At 68.6% G+C, this 16,927-nt stretch carries 11 protein-coding genes; 9 read left to right on the top strand and 2 right to left on the bottom strand.

All coding sequences use genetic code 11. The annotated features are described in order from the left end of the window. Window positions 1-69 precede the first annotated feature (69 nt). From AB0M65_RS17335 to AB0M65_RS17300, 8 genes are all read left to right on the top strand, one after another. Window positions 70-1,716, top strand: coding sequence for a condensation domain-containing protein (locus AB0M65_RS17335; RefSeq protein ID WP_364028282.1), 1,647 nt, complete (start codon window positions 70-72; stop codon window positions 1,714-1,716). 40 nt (window positions 1,717-1,756) lie between these two features. After that, on the top strand, window positions 1,757-5,107 hold the full coding sequence (locus tag AB0M65_RS17330; RefSeq protein ID WP_364028280.1) for an amino acid adenylation domain-containing protein: 3,351 nt from the start codon (window positions 1,757-1,759) through the stop codon (window positions 5,105-5,107). Then, a complete protein-coding gene (locus tag AB0M65_RS17325) occupies window positions 5,104-8,691 on the top strand; it encodes a beta-ketoacyl synthase N-terminal-like domain-containing protein (RefSeq protein WP_364028278.1) in 3,588 nt (1,195 codons plus the stop codon). The genes AB0M65_RS17330 and AB0M65_RS17325 overlap by 4 nt, the downstream gene beginning before the upstream one ends. Next, on the top strand, window positions 8,681-9,991 hold the full coding sequence (locus AB0M65_RS17320) for an MFS transporter (RefSeq protein ID WP_364028276.1): 1,311 nt from the start codon (window positions 8,681-8,683) through the stop codon (window positions 9,989-9,991). Before AB0M65_RS17325 ends, AB0M65_RS17320 begins: the two co-directional genes overlap by 11 nt. Further along, entirely contained in the window at window positions 9,988-11,244 is a 1,257-nt protein-coding gene (locus AB0M65_RS17315; RefSeq protein WP_364028274.1) for a cytochrome P450, read from the top strand. Before AB0M65_RS17320 ends, AB0M65_RS17315 begins: the two co-directional genes overlap by 4 nt. After that, window positions 11,241-11,939, top strand: coding sequence for an alpha/beta fold hydrolase (locus tag AB0M65_RS17310; protein ID WP_364028272.1), 699 nt, complete (start codon window positions 11,241-11,243; stop codon window positions 11,937-11,939). The genes AB0M65_RS17315 and AB0M65_RS17310 overlap by 4 nt, the downstream gene beginning before the upstream one ends. A gap of 47 nt (window positions 11,940-11,986) precedes the next feature. Further along, window positions 11,987-12,988: an aldo/keto reductase gene (locus AB0M65_RS17305; RefSeq protein WP_364028270.1), complete on the top strand. Its 1,002-nt coding sequence runs from the start codon at window positions 11,987-11,989 to the stop codon at window positions 12,986-12,988. 156 nt (window positions 12,989-13,144) lie between these two features. After that, window positions 13,145-13,732, top strand: coding sequence for a DinB family protein (locus AB0M65_RS17300; protein WP_364028268.1), 588 nt, complete (start codon window positions 13,145-13,147; stop codon window positions 13,730-13,732). Here the strand turns inward: AB0M65_RS17300 and AB0M65_RS17295 are convergent. Further along, window positions 13,729-14,265 (bottom strand): methylated-DNA--[protein]-cysteine S-methyltransferase, encoded by a 537-nt coding sequence (locus AB0M65_RS17295; protein ID WP_364028266.1) that lies wholly within the window; start codon window positions 14,263-14,265, stop codon window positions 13,729-13,731. The two genes, AB0M65_RS17300 and AB0M65_RS17295, sit on opposite strands and share 4 nt — an antisense overlap. A 98-nt stretch (window positions 14,266-14,363) precedes the next feature. On the opposite strand from AB0M65_RS17295, the gene AB0M65_RS17290 reads away from it, so the two are divergent. Further along, a complete protein-coding gene (locus AB0M65_RS17290) occupies window positions 14,364-14,990 on the top strand; it encodes a VOC family protein (protein ID WP_364028264.1) in 627 nt (208 codons plus the stop codon). Here the strand turns inward: AB0M65_RS17290 and AB0M65_RS17285 are convergent. After that, entirely contained in the window at window positions 14,961-16,718 is a 1,758-nt protein-coding gene (locus tag AB0M65_RS17285) for an NAD+ synthase (RefSeq protein WP_364028262.1), read from the bottom strand. The genes AB0M65_RS17290 and AB0M65_RS17285 overlap by 30 nt on opposite strands. Between the last annotated feature and the right edge of the window lie 209 nt (window positions 16,719-16,927).

Raw genomic sequence — 16,927 nt, 5'->3', positions numbered from 1 at the left:
TCCACTTTTCCGCTGTGCTTTTCTTTCTATTGTTAATGCTGTTCACCGACTGGGGGAAGCGGCAGAAGAATGCCATCTGAATCGGCCAGTCTCTGGCATGTCGCCACGCCCACCCAACAGGGCATTTGGATCGTCGACCGGATCGATCGGCTGCGGCCGACGTACTTGATCCCGTCGGTCATCGAGTTCACCGGACCGCTCGACCACGGTGTCCTGGCGGACGCCGTCAGCACGGCTTTGGCACGGCATCCCGCGCTGTGTGCGCGATTCCGGCTCGAAACCACACGCCGCCGGGTCGAGTACCGGACCGACGGCGAGCCCGCGGAGGCCGGTTTCCTCGACGCCGTCGCGGAGGACTGGACCACTGACGAGCTGAAGCGGCTCGTCGAGGTGCTCTGCTACACCCCCTTCGACCTCGGTGACGAACCACCGGCGCGAGCGGAGCTCATCCGCGTCGGCCCGGAGACCACGCTGTTCGTCCTGACCGTGCACCACATCGTCTTCGACGCGACGTCGCGGAAGCTGCTGCTCGACGAGATCGGCGAGCTCTATCGCGGGGCCTTGGCGGGTGAGGAAGTGCTGCTGCCCGAACCGGTCCATCCCGCGTTGGTGCAGGTCCCGATCCCGGAAAGCGAACTCGCTCCGCGGATCGCGGAAGCCCTCGAGCGGCTGCGAGGCGCTCCGACCACGGTGGACCTGCCCTACGACCGCCGTCCGGACGCCGAGCTGTCCATGATCGGCGCCGACGCCCGTACCGCTTTCGACGAACAGACCAGTGCGCGGGTTCTCGCGGCGTCGGCGGAAGCCGGCTGCACCGCGTTCATGACCGGCGTCGCGATCCTCGCCGCGACCCTGGCGCGACGAGGCGGGCAACGCGACTTTCTCTTCTCCGTGGTCTGGCCCGGCCGCGACGACCCCGTGTCCACCGGCATCGTCGGGATGTTCATGTCCACCCTCGTCCTGCGCATCCGGCTGGACGAGAAGACGACGTGGCGCGAACTCCTGCGTGAGGCCAGGAACTCCGGTATGGAGACGTTCATCGACGCCGACGTCCCCTTGGACGCGCTCGCCGCGGAACTGGACGACGAGCGTGACGTCGGCAGGCTCCCGCTGACGCCGGTGCTGGTGAACCTCGCCGAAGTGCCCGCGCCCTTCGACCTCGCGCCCGGCGTCGTCGGCCGGTTCACCCCACTGGAACCCCAGTACAGCAAATGGGATCTCGCGCTGTTCGTGCACGTCACAGCCGATTCCCGGTTGGCGCTCACCCTCGACTACCCCGCCGATCTCTTCACCGACGAAACGATCGACGGCCTGCTTCTCGATCTGCGGCGCAGTGTCGCGGATCTCGCCCGATCCCCGGAGGAAACCGTGCTCAAGCCCGCCACCGAAGCCCTCGACCTCGACGACCCGGCCGTGCGCCTCGACCTCGTCCGAGGTGTCTGGAGCGAGGTACTCGACAACAAGGAGTTCGGCGACGACGTCAGCTTCTTTGACGCCGGCGGCGATTCACTGCGCCTGGTGGTGCTGGTGGAGAAGCTGCGCGAGGCGTCCGGCCGGATGGTGAAGACGGTCGACCTTTTCCGGGCAGGCACCGTGCGCGGTCACGCCGAACTGCTGGTCAACGCGGAGAAGAAGCAGGCAGGCGGAACTCGCGGCAGCCGTGAACGCCTGCTCGGCGCCGTCCGCGAGCGGCGCGCGGTCGAACCACAGTCCTGACCCCGGACCAGCCAGCCCCTCCTCGCGACCGGAGTGAGTCATGACGTTCCACGAGTACGCCGGTGCCGTCCTCGGCCAGGACATCGAAGCCGACGCCTTCGCCACCACCAGTTTCGTCGGCCTCGGCGGGGATTCGCTGCGTGCGCTCAAACTCGCCGCGATCACGCAGGAGAAGCTCGGGCTGCGGATCCCGGTGGCCGCGCTGCTGAGTGACACCCCGGTCGCGGACGTGTTCGCCGACGCCGTCCCCGTCAGCGGGCACGTCCGCGGCGGAGCACTCCCCGACGAGTCGGTTTCCCATGCCCAGCGCGGAATGTGGCTGATCGAGCGGGTCACCGGGGGATCGCCGTACAACCTGGTCTTCACCTGTTTCGTGGAGAACGGGACGCTGGTCGCGGAGCGGTTCGAGCGTGCCGTCGCGCGGACCGCGGCCAGGCATGCCGGGCTGCGCACGGTCTACCGCGGTGACACCGGTGACGTCGTGCCCGAAGTGCTCGAGCCGTACACCCCACCGGTCGAAGTCCATACTTGGGACGGCGAAGCGGGTGAGTTCGGCGAACGCGTGCGCTCACTCGCGGCCCGCCACGGACGTCGGCCGTTCGACCTCGCCGAAGCCCCCGCGTATCGGTTCCTGCGGGTCGAAGGCACCGCGGGTGGCCAGGCCGTCGTGCTGGTGGCGCACCATATGGTGCTCGACGGCTGGTCGGTCGGCCTGCTGCTGAACGAGGTGTTCGCCCAGTACGACGCACTGGCCACCGGAGCGTCCGAGACCGCAGGGGAGCCCGGTGTCTCTCCCCGGGTTCTTCTGCGCCATCAAGAGGAAGCGCGGGCAGGCGGCGAATGGGACCGGCAGGCGGAGTTCTGGATCAAGCACCTCGACGGGGTGCCGTCGATCCTGGAACTCCCGTCCGACCGGCCGCGTCCCCCGATCCAGGACGCGGCGGGCGACCGGAGACCCGTCGACTTCGGCGCGGCCGCGAGTGCGGCGGTCTCCGCGCGGGCCCGCGCGCTGGGCATCACGCCGTTCGCGTTCCTGCTCGGCGCCTTCGGCCTGACACTGAGCCGCTGGACCGGGGCGCGTCACCTGCTGGTCGGCGTGCCGCTCACCGGCCGCGGCAGCGCTGAGCTCGAAGAACTGGTCGCGGTGGCCGGAAACCTGGTCCCGGTCCGGATCGACGTCGCCGACGACGCGAGCGTCGCGGAGTACCTGCGTTCGGTGCACCAGTCGCTCGGGCAGAGCATCGACGCGGGTGACCTGCCCTTCGACGAACTGGTCACCCGGCTCGACCTCGACCGCGCACTGGGCTGTCACCCGCTGGTCCAGGTGTCGTTCGGTATGCATGATCAGCTTGTCCCGCAACGGATAACGACCTCGGACGCCGAGCTTCGGGTCGAAGAGGGACACGGTGGCGGCGCGCAGTTCGACCTCTCGCTGCTGATCGGCCGCGCCGAGCCCGCACTGGGCGGGCAACTCGAATACGCGACAGCGGTGTTCGGCTCCGCCGACGCCGAAGGACTCGTAGCCGACTTCATCGCCGCGGCCGAGCAACTCGCCACCGCCGGTGACGTCGTGGTCGAGGAGATCCGGTGCCTGTCGCCGGAACGACGGGCGCTGCTCGACGGCGTCAACCGGACGCGGCAGGACTTCCCGGCCACGTCGATCGACGAACTCTTCCGCGAGGTCGTGCGCCGGAACCCGGACGCGATCGCGGTGCGGGAAGGCGAAGTCCAGCTGAGCTACGGCGAACTCGCCGCGGCGGCCGCCCATCAGGCGCGGCTGCTGCGGCTGGCCGGGGTGCTGCCCGGTGACCGCGTGCTCGTCGGACTGGATCGGTCGGTGGCTGAAGCCGTCGCGGTGCTGGGCGTCGTCTGGGCGGGCGCCGCTTACGTCGGTGTCGATCTGAACGTTCCCGCCGAACACTCCGCCAAGATCGTGAAGTCCGCCGCTCCCGCCGCCGCTCTCGTCCCCGCCGCGTACTCCGGACGCCTTCGTGCGCAAGGGATCTTCGTGGTCGACTCCTGGGAGCAGTCCTGGGGCGAGCGGGAAACCGTCGAGCCGCCGGTGGACCCGGACACCACTCGGCTCGCGTACGTCGCCTTCACCTCGGGCTCGACCGGACAGCCGAAGGGCGTCTGTGTTCCGCACCGGGCGATCGTCCGGTTGGTGCACGAGGCGGATTACGTCCGGCTCGGCCCGGAAGAGCGGATGCTGCGGCTGTCCCCGCTCGCCTTCGACGCGTCCACTTTGGAGCTGTGGGGCGCGTTACTGACCGGGGCCACCCTCGAGGTCTACCCGGCCGGCCTTCCGACGCCAACCGAACTCGGCGAATTCCTGCTGGACAACGAAGTCACCGTCGCCTGGCTCACCGCCGGGTTGTTCCGGCTGGTCGAGGAGTTCGCGGGCGACGCGTTCGCCGGGCTGCGGCAACTGCTCACCGGCGGCGACGTCGTGCCGCACGAACACGTCGCGAGGGTGTTGCGGCGGTTCCCCGGCCTGGTCATCACCAACGGCTACGGGCCGACCGAGAACACCACCTTCACCACGACGTATTCGGTGACCGATCCCGACGAGGCCGACGGTCCGCTGCCGATCGGCACGCCGCTGCCCGGTACCCGGGTGTACGTCCTGGACTCCCGGCATCGGATCGTGCCGCCGGGCGCGGTCGGCGAGCTGTACACCAGCGGTCTCGGCCTCGCCGACGGCTATCTTGGCGACGAGGCGGAAACCGCCCGCGCGTTCGGCGAATTCTCGCCGGACGTACCGGAACGCCTGTACCGCACCGGGGATCTGGTGCGCATCGACACCGAGGGCCGGGTCCGGTACCTCGGCAGGCGCGACGACCAGGTGAAGCTGCGTGGCTACCGCGTCGAACTGTCCGCGATCAGCGACGCGCTTACGGCGGACCCTCGGGTGCAGGACGCCGTCGTCGCGGTCACCGACGGGGACAGCGCGGAGAAACGGCTGATGGCCGCGGTCGTCCCCGTACCCGGAACCACGTTCGGTACCGCGGAGCTGCGCGATGTCCTTTCCGGACGGTTGCCTGCCTACATGGTTCCGACCCTGTGGGCGCTGGTCGAACGGATCCCGGTGACGGGCAACGGAAAGGTCGACCGCCGCGCACTCGCCGCGGTGGCCTTCCCGGCGACAGCCGCCCCGAAACCGGAGAACGACCTCCGCCCGGCGATCGAGTTGTTCACCGAGGCCATCGGCGAACCGGGCGAAGAGATCACCGCGGAGACCGACTTCTTCACCGTCGGCGGGAATTCGATGGCGGCCATCCGGCTGGTGACGCTGGCCAAGGAACGGACCGGAGCGATCCTCAAGGTCCGCGACTTCCTGCGTGACCCGACGCCGGAAGGCCTGGGCAAACTGCTCGCGAGCGCGTCATGACCGCCGCCAGACAGGAGCCGATCGCCGTCATCGGCATGGCGTGCCGCTACCCGGGCGCCCCCGACCTCGGCCGGTTCTGGTCGTTGCTGCGTGGGGGAGCGGAGGGCATCAGCCGGCTGGATCCGGAGGAGATCCTCGCGGGCGGCGGCGACCCGGATCTGGTGCGGCGGCCGGAATTCGTCCCGGCGATGGGGCTGCTGACCGGGACACGCGGGTTCGACTGGACCTACTTCGGTTACAGCCGGGCGGAAGCGGCGAGTATCGATCCGCAGCAGCGGGTCTTCCTGGAATGCGTGATGGCCGCGCTCGACGACGCCGCCGTCGACCCGACCCGCTTCCCCGGCTGGATCGGCGTCTACGGCGGGGCCGACCAGGTCACCGCCGAGCCGGACGGCGAACTCGGCGAGCTCGCGCGCTACATCGGGCTCGGCCCCGACTTCCTGGCGACGCGGGTGGCCTACAAACTCGGCCTCCGCGGCCCCGCGGTCACCGTCCAGACGGCGTGCTCCACCTCACTGACGGCCGTGCACATGGCGGCCGCGAGCCTGCGTGGTGACGAATGCGACCTCGCGCTCGCGGGGGGTGTCGCGGTCATCGGTGACGGTGAACGCGGCTACCTGCACGAACCCGGCGGGATCCTGTCCCCGGACGGACATTGCCGCACGTTCGACGAACAGGCGGGTGGCACCGTCCCCAGCGAAGGTGTCGGCGTGGTCGTGCTCAAGCGGCTGGCCGACGCGCGGCGCGACGGAGACCGCGTGCTCGCGGTGATCCGCGGTTCGGCGATCAACAACGACGGCGCGGAGAAGATGGGTTACACCGCGCCTTCGGTCGAGGGACAGAGCGAACTCGTCCGCTACACGCAGCAACTCGCAGGCGTCGACCCTCGCGACATCGGGTACCTGGAGGCGCACGGCACGGGCACGCGGATCGGCGACCCGATCGAGGTCCAGGCACTCACCGACGTCTTCCAGGCGGAGACGGACGCCGTCGGCTGGTGCCGGCTCGGCGCGGTCAAGAGCAACCTCGGCCACACCGGATCCGCCGCCGGTGTCGCGGGCCTGATCAAGGCCGTGCTCATGCTGCGGCACCGGGAGCTGGTGCCGTCGGTGCATTTCACCCGGCCGAATCCGTTGCTGGAACTGGACTCCACGCCGTTCGTGGTGAGCACGCGCACGGAACCGTGGACCGGTCGCGACGGCAGGCTCGCCGGTGTCAGTTCGTTCGGTGTCGGTGGCACCAACGCACACGTGATCCTCGAAGAAGCACCGACCAGGACAGCGCCGCCCGCACGTGGTGGACGCCGCGTGCTGACGCTGTCCGCCGCGGCGCCGGAAGCCCTCGGCCGGATGCGCGCGAACCTGGCCGAACATCTGCGCACGATGCCTGACCTGAACCTGTCCGAGGTCACCGCGACACTGGCGTCCCGCCGGGTCTACCCGCATCGGCAGACCGTCGTCGCGGAAGACACCGCCGAAGCCGCCACGCTGCTCGCGGCGCCAGGGGCGTCCGTGCCGGGCACACTCGACAAGGTCGCGTTCGTCTTTCCGGGTCACGGCCTGCTGACTCACCCCGCGGGTGCGGCCGCGCACCGGTTGCTGCCCGGCTTCCGGGACGCCTTCGACGATGTCCGGAACCTCGTCCGGGAACGGCACGGACTTGACCTTTCGCCGATCGTCACCGAAGACGCGGAGCCGTCTTGGTTCTCTCAGCTCGTGCACCACCAGGTGGGGTTGTTCGCGGTCGGCTACGCACTGGGCAAACAGCTTTTCGACCTCGGGATCCGGCCGTCCGCGATGCTCGGCAACAGCATCGGCGAGTACGCACCAGCCACGCTCGCCGGGCTTTGGACCCTGCCGGACGCGGTGGATCTGGTCCACCTGCGGGCCTCCGCGATGCTGGCTACGCGTCCGGGCCGGATGGCCGCTGTCGGCGCCACTGCGAACGAACTCGCGGATCGCTTGGCACACAACGGGTTCGACGATTTGGCGCTGGCTGTGCGTGGTCCGGGCCGTGTCGTCGTCTCGGGTCCGGAAGCGGAGATGACCCGGCTTCTCGACGGCGACACGCTCGCCGGTCTCGACGTCCGGATCCTCGACATCCCACGCGCCTTCCACAGCACATTGATGAACCCCGCCGCCGAGAAGCTGGCCGAAGCGGTCGCCGCCGCGCCGCACGAGGCGCCGCGAACCAGGCTGGTCTCCAACACTTCCGGTGCCTGGGCGGATCCGGAAGCGGTGCGCGGCCCTGACTACTGGGCGGGGCAGCTTCGCAGTCCAGTGCTGTTGGAGGAGTGTGCGGGCACCCTGCTCGCATCCGATTGTGACACGTTCCTCGAACTGGGCCCCGGAACTTCCATGCTCGCCACGCTCCGCCGGCACGCGGACTGGAAGGCCGGACACGTTACGGTGCCGCTCCTCGGCCGGGCCGACGACGGCGATCGCGGTGTGCTGCGGGCGCTCGGCTCACTCTGGGAACGCGGCGCGGACGCCGTCGCCGGGTTGCTGGAGGAATCCGGGCAGCCGGTCTCGCTCCCGACTTATCCCTTCAGTGACGAAGAACCGGAATTCGTTGTCGCGCGCCGAGCACCGTCGCCAATCAAGTCCACTGTGGATGGACCTTCCGAGTCCACAGTGGAGCAACTGTGGTGTGCGGCACTCGGTGTCCCGTCGGTGGACGCGGCGGACGACTTCTACGCTTTCGGCGGCGAGTCGCTGATGGCGGTGAACCTGATGTCGAAGATCCGCGAGCGGACCGGTGCTTCCGTGCCGGTGGCGGAGTTCGACCAGGAGGCCACCTTCGGCCGGTTGTCGCGGCTGGTAGCGGAAAGGGCCGCGGCTCCCGGGCCACGGTACGCCGTCGACGTCGTCACCTTCCACGAAGACGGACCCGGTAGACCCTTGCTGCTCATCGCCGATTCCGCGGGCAGTGCGCTCAGCTATCGTGCGCTCGCCGAAGAACTGGCGGGATCACGGCCGGTGTACGGGCTCGAAATTGTTTCCACCGAAGAAAAAGGCATCGACACCATCGCCGCCCACTACGTCGACGCGGTGGTGCGGACGCGGCCGTCCGGACCGTACGTCCTCGGTGGCTGGTCGTTCGGCGCGGTGCTGGCACACGAGGTCGCGCGGCAGCTGGTCCGCCGGGGCCACGACGTCGACACGGTGATCGGTCTTGACGGTTTCGTGCAGGGACGGCGTGATCTGCCGATGGCGGTCGACCCCGATTTCCTGTTGAGCCACGGGCGGACCCTTGTCGACGCGGCCTTCGGGTTCGGCGCGATCGGCCGCGAGGTGCGCCGCAATCCCGCGCTGCGCACCCAATTGCTGGGTAAGGCACGTGCGCTCGTGCCTTACCGGCCCCCTTTCGTTCCCGCCAGGGCCCTGGTGTTCCGGGCGGGTTCGGACCGGCGGGGGGCCGCCCGGCTCCGCGCCCGTCTCGCCCCGCTGTACGGCGGCGGGGTCCAGGTGCTCACCACCCCCGGCGATCACTGGTCACTGCTCACGCAACCCCATGTGGGCGCCCTCGCCCGCGAACTGCACGGCGCTCTCGCGGGCGCCGAGAGGATGGATCATGTCGGCTGAATCCACAGCGACGAGTCAACCCACCGTCACGGCGGCGCCGGAGCCCCCGGCCCGGGAGAAGCCGCTCTTCCGCAACCGTGATTTCCAGGCCATGTGGATCAGCCAGTTCTTCGCCGCCTTCGGCAAGGAAGCGGCGGAGATCGCCTACCCGCTGCTGATCCTCGCGACCACCGGGTCGGCGACCTACGCCGGCGCGGTCGGCGCGGTGCAACTGGTGGTGGCCGGGGTGATGTCCCTGCCCGGCGGCAGCCTGACCGACCGGTTCAACCGCAAGCTGATCATGATCTTCTGCGATCTGGCACGGCTGGGACTGCTGGCGTTGTTCGCCTTCCTGGTGCTGAGCGACGGCGTCAACATCTGGTTCACGTTCGCGATCGTGATCCTGTCCGCCGCCTGCCTCGGCGTGTCCAACCCGGCCGGGATGGCGGCGATCAAACAGCTCGTGCCCGCTTCGCAACTGACGCAGGCGACCGCGCAGAACCAGATCCGGTTCTTCGGCGCGACCGTCGCCGGCCCACCCGTCGGCGGTGCGTTGTTCGCTCTCGCCAGGGCTCTGCCGTTCTTCGCCGCCGCGCTCTCGTTCCTCGCGTCCGCGCTGATCCTGGTGCTGGTCAAGAAACCGACCCAGGCACCCCGGACCGTCGAAACCAAGGCCGCGCCGAAGGGCAGCATGCTCGACGGCTTCAAATTCATCGTCAAGCAGCCGATCATCCTTTCCCTGGTGCTGTGGGCGATGGGGTCGAACATGGCCTTCAACCACTCCGGGATGTTCCTCGCCCTGATCGCCACCGCGCAGGATCGCGGCGCGTCGGAAGCCCTGATCGGGACGACACTCGCCATCGCGGGCGGTGGCGGCCTGACCGGCGCGCTGCTGGCGGGGATCGTGCTGAAGTACGTCCGGCCGCCGGTGATCATGGCCTACGCCATCTGGATCGGCCCGGTCGCCGCAGTGCTGCTGACCTTCGTCCCCGGCACGCTTCCGCTGGGCATCATCGTCGCCTGCATCTTCCTGCGCGCCGGTGTCGTCGGGGCGCTGATCTACGGCTACATCGCCGCGCTCGTGCCGGACAACCTGCAGGGCCGCGTCATCGGCGCGGTGATGTTCGTCGGCATGATCGCCCAGCCGATCGGCATCTTCGCCGTCGGAGCGATCTTCGACCTGGCCGGCCCGACGTGGGTCTTCGTCTTCATGGCCGTCGCCGGGACCCTGTTCGCCCTCCCCACCCTCAGCAAGCGGATCCGCACCCTGCCCGCCCCTGAAGAACTCGCCAGGCAAACGACTTCGGAGGATGGAAAATGAGTCTGGAAACCCCTGAGCAGACCTCGGTGTCCCCGGAGCCACTGCCCGCCGAGTTCTGCACCCATCCCGGCCCGGACCCGTACGAGGGTTACGCCGAGGTCCGCGGCACCTGTCCGGTGCGGCAGATCGAGTATCCGCCGAATTCCGAGGCGTACGTCGTCGCCGACTACGAAACGGTGAGCAAGGGATTCGCCGACCGACGGCTGTCGAAGAGTGTCGACCACGCGCCGGGCTGGTTTCGCGAGGCGCTCGAACAGAGCAGCCCGATCCTCATCAAGAACATGCTCACCGCCGACCCGCCGAAGCACACCCGCCTGCGGAAGCTGGTCGGCAACGCGTTCGTGCCGCGGCGGATGAACGAACTGCGCCCGCGGATCCAGGAGATCACCGACGACCTGATCGACGCGCTGCCCGACGAAGGCGTCGCCGATCTCTACAACGACTTCGCGCTGCAGTTGCCGATGCGGGTGATCTGCGAGTTCCTCGGCGTCCGCATCGAGGACTGGCCGTTGCTGCACGACTGGGGAATGGTGCTCAGCAACGCGCCGTACCTCGACGAGGAAGGCAACCGCCGGCTCAAGCAGGTCAGCGACGACGTCGAGAAGTACCTGCTGGACCTGATGGCCGAACGGCGCGCGGATCTGCGCGACGACCTGGTCAGCGTCATCCTGAAGACGGCCGACGCCGACGAGGCCTACCACGACGAGGAGATCGTCTCCACGCTGATCCTCCTGATCATCGCGGGCCACAAGACCACCGCGAACCTGGTCGGCAACGGCATGCAGGCACTGCTGCGGCATCCGGACCAGTTCGCGATGCTGAAGAACGACCCGGACCTGGTGGCGACGGCGATCGAGGAGTTCCTGCGCTTCGAAGGCCCGGTTTACCGTGCGCCGCAACGATTCGCGGCCGAGGACCTGGAGCTGTGCGGGCAGCGGATCGGCAAGGAGAGCGTCGTCCACCTGCTGATCAACTCGGCCAACCACGACCCCGAAGTGTTCGAGGACCCGGAAAAGCTGGACATCACCCGCAAACCGAACCGGCACCTCTCGTTCGGCGTCAATGTGCACTTCTGCCCCGGCGCCCCGCTTTCGCGAGTCGAAGGCGCTGTCGCGTTCACGACGCTGCTGCGGCGACTGCCCGGGTTGAGTCTCGCCGTGGCGCCGGAGGATCTGCCGTGGCGGTTCGACAACTCCGCCAGCCGCGGGCTCGAACGGCTCCCGATCCGGTTCGACCGGAAGCTACCGCGATGACCCTGATGGTGTGCCTGCCTTTCGGCGGCAGCGGGGCGGCCTTCTTCCACCCGTGGTCGGCCTTCGCCGCCGACGGTCTCGAAGTCGTGCCGATGCGGCTGCCCGGCCGGGAACGGCTGATCGACGTCGAGCCGTATCGCTCGGTGCACGACGCCGTCGACGCGTTCCTCGATGACCTGGGTGAGCCGACGGACGTGGTGCTGTTCGGGCACAGCGTCGGTGCCGTGCTCGCTTACGAACTCGCGCACCGGCTGGCTTCTTCGGTGACCGTGCGGCACCTGTTCGTCAGCGGGTCACCCGGTCCCGCCACGGAACGGCCGCACGAGATCCGCGCGTCCGTGCGGGAGGACGACGACGCTTTCCTCGCCCAGGTGCGGGTTCTTTCCGGGCACGTCGATCAGGCGTTGTACCACCCGGATCTGCGTGAACTGCTGCTTCCCGCGTTGCGCGCGGACGTGACGATGCACGAGAACTACGTCCCGAGCACCACCGAACCACTCGCCGTGCCGATCACGGCGTTGCGTGGCAGCGGCGACGAACTGGTTGCCGCGGAAGGCATCCGTGAATGGGCGGCGTTCACCACCGCCGGCTTCGAAACCGTCGAACTCCCCGGTGAACACATGTACGTCGTCGATTCCGGGGAAGCCGTGATGAATTTGATCCAGAACGCGATTCGTTCCGATAGCGTTGTGTGAGCACCTGATCGCTCGCCAACCGTGATCTGCAGGAAGTGATGGGACCCATGAAATTTCGCACGATCGGCCTGAACCCGGACACGCGGCGCGAAGTGAGCGCGCTGGCACTGGGGGCGATGCCGTTCGGCACCGGCGTCGACGAGGAGACGTCGTTCGCGATCCTCGACCGGTTCGTCGAGGCGGGTGGTTCGTTCGTCGACACCGCGAACAACTACGCGTTCTGGCACAACGGCACGCAGGGCGGCGAGAGCGAGGCGCTGCTCGGCCGGTGGCGCGCGGACCGCGGCATCGGCGGTGAGGTCACGATCGCCACCAAGATGGGCGCACGGGCGAAGGCGGCGGGCATGAGCTTCGCCGACACTGGCAAGTTCGAGAACATCGAAGGCCTTTCGCCCAAGGCGATCAAGGAAGCCGTCGACCGCAGCCGGGAGAACCTCGGCGTCGACAAACTCGACCTGCTGTACGCGCATGTCGAGGACCGATCGGTTCCGCTCGAAGAGACCGTCGAGGGATTCGCGCAGGTCGTCGCCGACGGTTCGGTCGGCTTGCTCGGCGTGTGCAACCACTTCACGTGGAAGGTGGAGCGCAGCCGCGCCCACGCCGCCGCGAAGGGGCTGCCGGGTTACGACGTCCTGCAGTACCAGCACACCTACCTCCGCGCGCGCACCGACCGCCCGGCCCGTCGCTCGCCCGAAGGCGCCAACGGGTTCGTCACCGGTGAGACACTCGCGTATCTCAACGAGAACCCCGGTCTTTGGCTCGTCGCGTACTCGCCGCTGCTGTCCGGCGCGTACGTCCGCGAAGACAAGCCGCTGGAGTTCGACTTCGACCACCCGGGCACCCCGAACCGCCTCGCCGCGCTGCGCGAGGTCGCGAAGGAGATCGACGCGACCCTGAACCAGGTCGTGCTCGCGTGGATGATCGGCGGCGACGTCCCGGTCATCCCGCTCGTCGGCGCCTCTTCGGTCGCCCAACTGAACGAAAGCCTCGAAGCGGTCGACATCACCCTCACCGAGGAGCAGCGGGCGAAGCTGGACGACGCCGCCTGATCCACCCCGCGTGGGGAGCAAGGGACCTTTGCTATCACTCTCTTTGGGAAAGTGATAGCAAAGGTCCCTTGCTCTCTTCCTGGGCCTTCTCCGCCGATTCACCACGGGGCGCCGGTGCTGGATGTCATGATCCCCTTCCTGATGGAAGGAGCCACCATGGCTGGAAACGTCCCCCCGATCGCCGACGAGCGCGAAGGTCTCCTCGCGTACCTCGAGCAGCAGCGCTACGTCCTGCGCGTCGCCGCACACGGCCTCACCGAAGAACAGGCCAGAGCCGTCCCGACCAAAAGTTCACTCAGCGTCGGCGGCCTGATCAAGCACACCGCGAGTGTGGAAAGCGGCTGGATCGACATCGTCCTCCAGAAGCCCTCGAAGCCGATGGACGAGGCGATGAAGGACTATGCGGCCGACTACGTGATGGCTGAGGGCGAAACCGTCGAAGGGCTTCTCGCGCGCTACGACGAGGTCGCGCGCCGCACAACCGAGGTCATCGCCGGAATCGCGGACCTCGGCCAGCCGGTCCCGGTGCCACAGGGTGTGCCGTGGTACCCGAAGGACGTCGACGCGTGGTCCGTCCGCTGGGTGTTGTTCCACCTGATCGAAGAGACCGCGCGGCACGCCGGGCACGCCGACATCATTCGCGAGCATGTCGACGGCGCGACGGCCATCCCGCTGATGGCCGCCGCCGAGGGCTGGCCGGAGACGCCGTGGCTCAAGCCATGGTCGCCTGCCGGAAATTCCTAGAACAACGTCGGTTCGTCCGCCAAAGCGCCTTCGATGACCAGCATCCGGCGCTTGGTGGCGACCCCGCCGCGCGCGGAGAACCCGCCGTCCTTGCCGCCCGCGGCGAGCACGCGGTGGCACGGCACGATGATCGGGAACGGGTTGCGCCCCATCGCCTGTCCCACGGCCTGCGCGCCGCCGGGCATGCCGAGGCTGTTCGCGATGTCGCCGTAGGTCAGCGTCTTGCCCGCGGGTATCGAACGGATGAACTCGTAGACCCGGTGGTGGAATTCCGGCACGCCTTCGTAGTCGAGCTCGACGCCGGTGAGGTCCGTGCGCTTGCCGCCCAACAGCGAAACGACGCCGTCGATCGCGCGCTGGACCTCATCGGTCGGCGTGGACTCGACCGCCTCGGGCAGGCGCGCGGTGAGTCGCGTCCTCGTCTTCTCCTCGCTTCCCTCGGGGAGCTGGACCGCGATGACCCCACGTTCGTTCCACGCGATGCCGCAGTCGCCGATCGCGGTGCCGAATACGGCGTAGCCCGTTGCCGTCATGGTTTCCAGGGTACGAGACCGGTCCGACAGTTTCGGCTCAGCCGCTTTTGGCGACACCACGGTGCCGAGGACGCGGCGGCTGCGATAGGACTATGGGCATGAGTGACCTCGTGCTTGATCACCTCGTCTACGCCGGACCGGATCTCGAAGAGGCCGTCGCACGCGTCGCCGAGCTGACCGGTGTCACGCCTGTACGCGGCGGAAGGCACGTCGGGCGTGGCACGGCCAACTACCTGGCCGACCTCGGTGCCGGTGCCTACCTCGAGGTGGTCGGGCCCGACCCGGATCAACCCGAGCACGTCGGGCCGCGGCCGTTCGGCGTCGACCAGCTGACCGCGCCCGCACTGGTCACCTGGGCCGCGCGAGTGCGCGACATCGACGACGCGATCGCCGAGGCGCGTGAACGAGGCTACGACCCGGGGGAGGCGTCGGAGATGTCGCGCACGACCGATGACGGGGAACTCCTGACCTGGCGTCTCACCGGCGCCGGTGGCCTGGACGGGCTCGCGCCGTTCCTCATCGACTGGGGGAACACCCCGCATCCGACGACACGGGGGCTCCCGTCGATCCCGTTGCGCCTGGTCACCGGTGTCCATCCCGAGCCGGCCGCGGTGGAAGCCGCGGTGCGCGCGCTCGGGATGGACATGCTCATCCGGCAGGACGCGAAGCCCGGCCTGGTGGCCGTGCTCGTGAACTCAGCGGGGAATCAGGTCGCGCTGAGCTGAAGAGGCGACGACCGTTCCTTCGCGCCAGCCGTTGGTCATCGGCAGCCGCCGGTCCCGCCCGAACGCCTTGAACGTGATCTTGGTGCCCGGCGGGTACTGGCGGCGCTTGTATTCAGCCTTGTCGACCATGCGCACCACGCGGTCGATGGTTTCCGGTTCGAAACCCGCGTCGACCAGATCGACGTAACCGCGGTCGCCTTCGATGTAGTCGTCGAGGATGTCGTCGAGCATCAGGTAGTCGGGCAGCGAGTCGCTGTCCAGCTGATCCGGCCGCAGCTCGGCCGACGGCGGCTTGGTGATCGAGTTCTCCGGGATGGGCGGGGTCTCGCCGTTCTTCTCCGCCTCGGCGTTGCGCCATTTGGCCAGATGCCAGACGTGCGTCTTGAACAAGTCCTTGATCGGCGCGAAGGCACCGACGGCGTCGCCGTAGATCGTCGAATAGCCGACGGCCAGTTCGGTCTTGTTGCCGGTGGCGAGCACCAGATGTCCGTCCTGATTGGACAGTGCCATCAGCAGCATGCCGCGGACACGCGCCTGGATGTTCTCCTCGGCGAGCCCGGTCAGCTGGAGCTGCTCCACGTAGACCTTGACCATGTCGGCGATCGGCTCGACGCGGTAGTGCGCACCGATGCGGCGGGCGAGGTCTTCGGCATCGCCCTTCGAGTGCTCCGAGGAGTACTCCGAAGGCATCGAGACGCCGTAGACGTTGTCGCCGCCCAGCGCGTCCGCGGCCAGCGCCGCCACGACCGCCGAGTCGATGCCGCCGGAGAACCCGAACGTCACCGACGAGAAACCGTTCTTGTGCACGTAGTCGCGCAGGCCGACGACGAGCGCGTGCCAGACCTCGGCCTCGTCCGACAGCGGCTCGCAGATCGCCGACCCGGTGAGCGGGGTGTACGCGGGAACCGGTTCGTCGCCGAGCACACGGCGCGTGACCCGCAGACCCTCGAACTCGCCCTCGGCGGTGTGGCCGCCCGCGGTGAGGTCCGTGTCGACCACGAGCAGGTGCTCGACGAACTGCGGCGCGCGTGCCAGCAGCCGCCCGTCGGCGCCGACCACGATCGAGTCGCCGTCGAAGACGAGGTCGTCCTGGCCGCCGATCTGGTTCGTGTACACCAGCGGTGCCCCGGCCTCGGCCGCGCGGCGTGCGATCAGGGGGAAGCGGATGTCGTCCTTCGCGCGCTCGTACGGCGAGGCGTTGGGTGCGACCACGAGGTCGACGCCTGCCTTGCCCAGCGCGGAAATCGGGCCGCCGTCCTGCCAGACGTCCTCGCAGATCACCATGCCGACGTCGACGCCGTGGAAGCGGACGATCTCAAGGTCGTGACCCGGCTTGAACCAGCGGTGCTCGTCGAAGACGCCGTAGTTGGGCAGGTGGTGCTTGAACTGGCGGGCGACCACTTCGCCGCGATACAGCGCGGCCGCCGCGTCGCGCGGGCCGGTTTCGTCAAGGTCGAGGTACCCGATGTAAGTGAGCACCTCGCCGCAGCCGGCGTCGTCCAGACGGCGGGCGAGCGCTTCGACCATCTGCTTCGAGGCGGAAGCGAAGGTGGGGCGCAGGGAGAGGTCCTCGACGGGGTAACCGGTGAGGGACATCTCCGGGAAGACCACGATGTGGGCGCCTGCTTCGGCGGCCTTGCGGGTCCACTCGACGGTGATCGCGGCGTTGCCCTCGAGGTCGCCGACGGTGGTGTTGACCTGGGCCAGTGCGATGCGCAGTTGCGGCATGCCGACATTCTCACCCACCGGCGCCCGCCGGGACGAGCGGATGTGCCGAATCGCCCACCTGGGTCCGGCCCGCCGCCGGGGGAGCAAGGGACCTTTACTACCGTCTGGCCGCTGACCTGTGCTTTCTCCCGAAAAGAGAGCAAGGGACCTTTGCTATCACTTTCCTAAAGAGAGTGATAGCAAAGGTCCCTTGCTACCGCGACAGCGAC

The organism is Amycolatopsis sp. NPDC051071, from assembly GCF_040682875.1.
In the GTDB taxonomy this organism is placed as follows: Bacteria; Actinomycetota; Actinomycetes; order Mycobacteriales; family Pseudonocardiaceae; genus Amycolatopsis.
The sequence above is the reverse complement of the archived record's forward strand: the minus strand, read 5'-3'. Positions and strand labels throughout refer to the sequence as shown.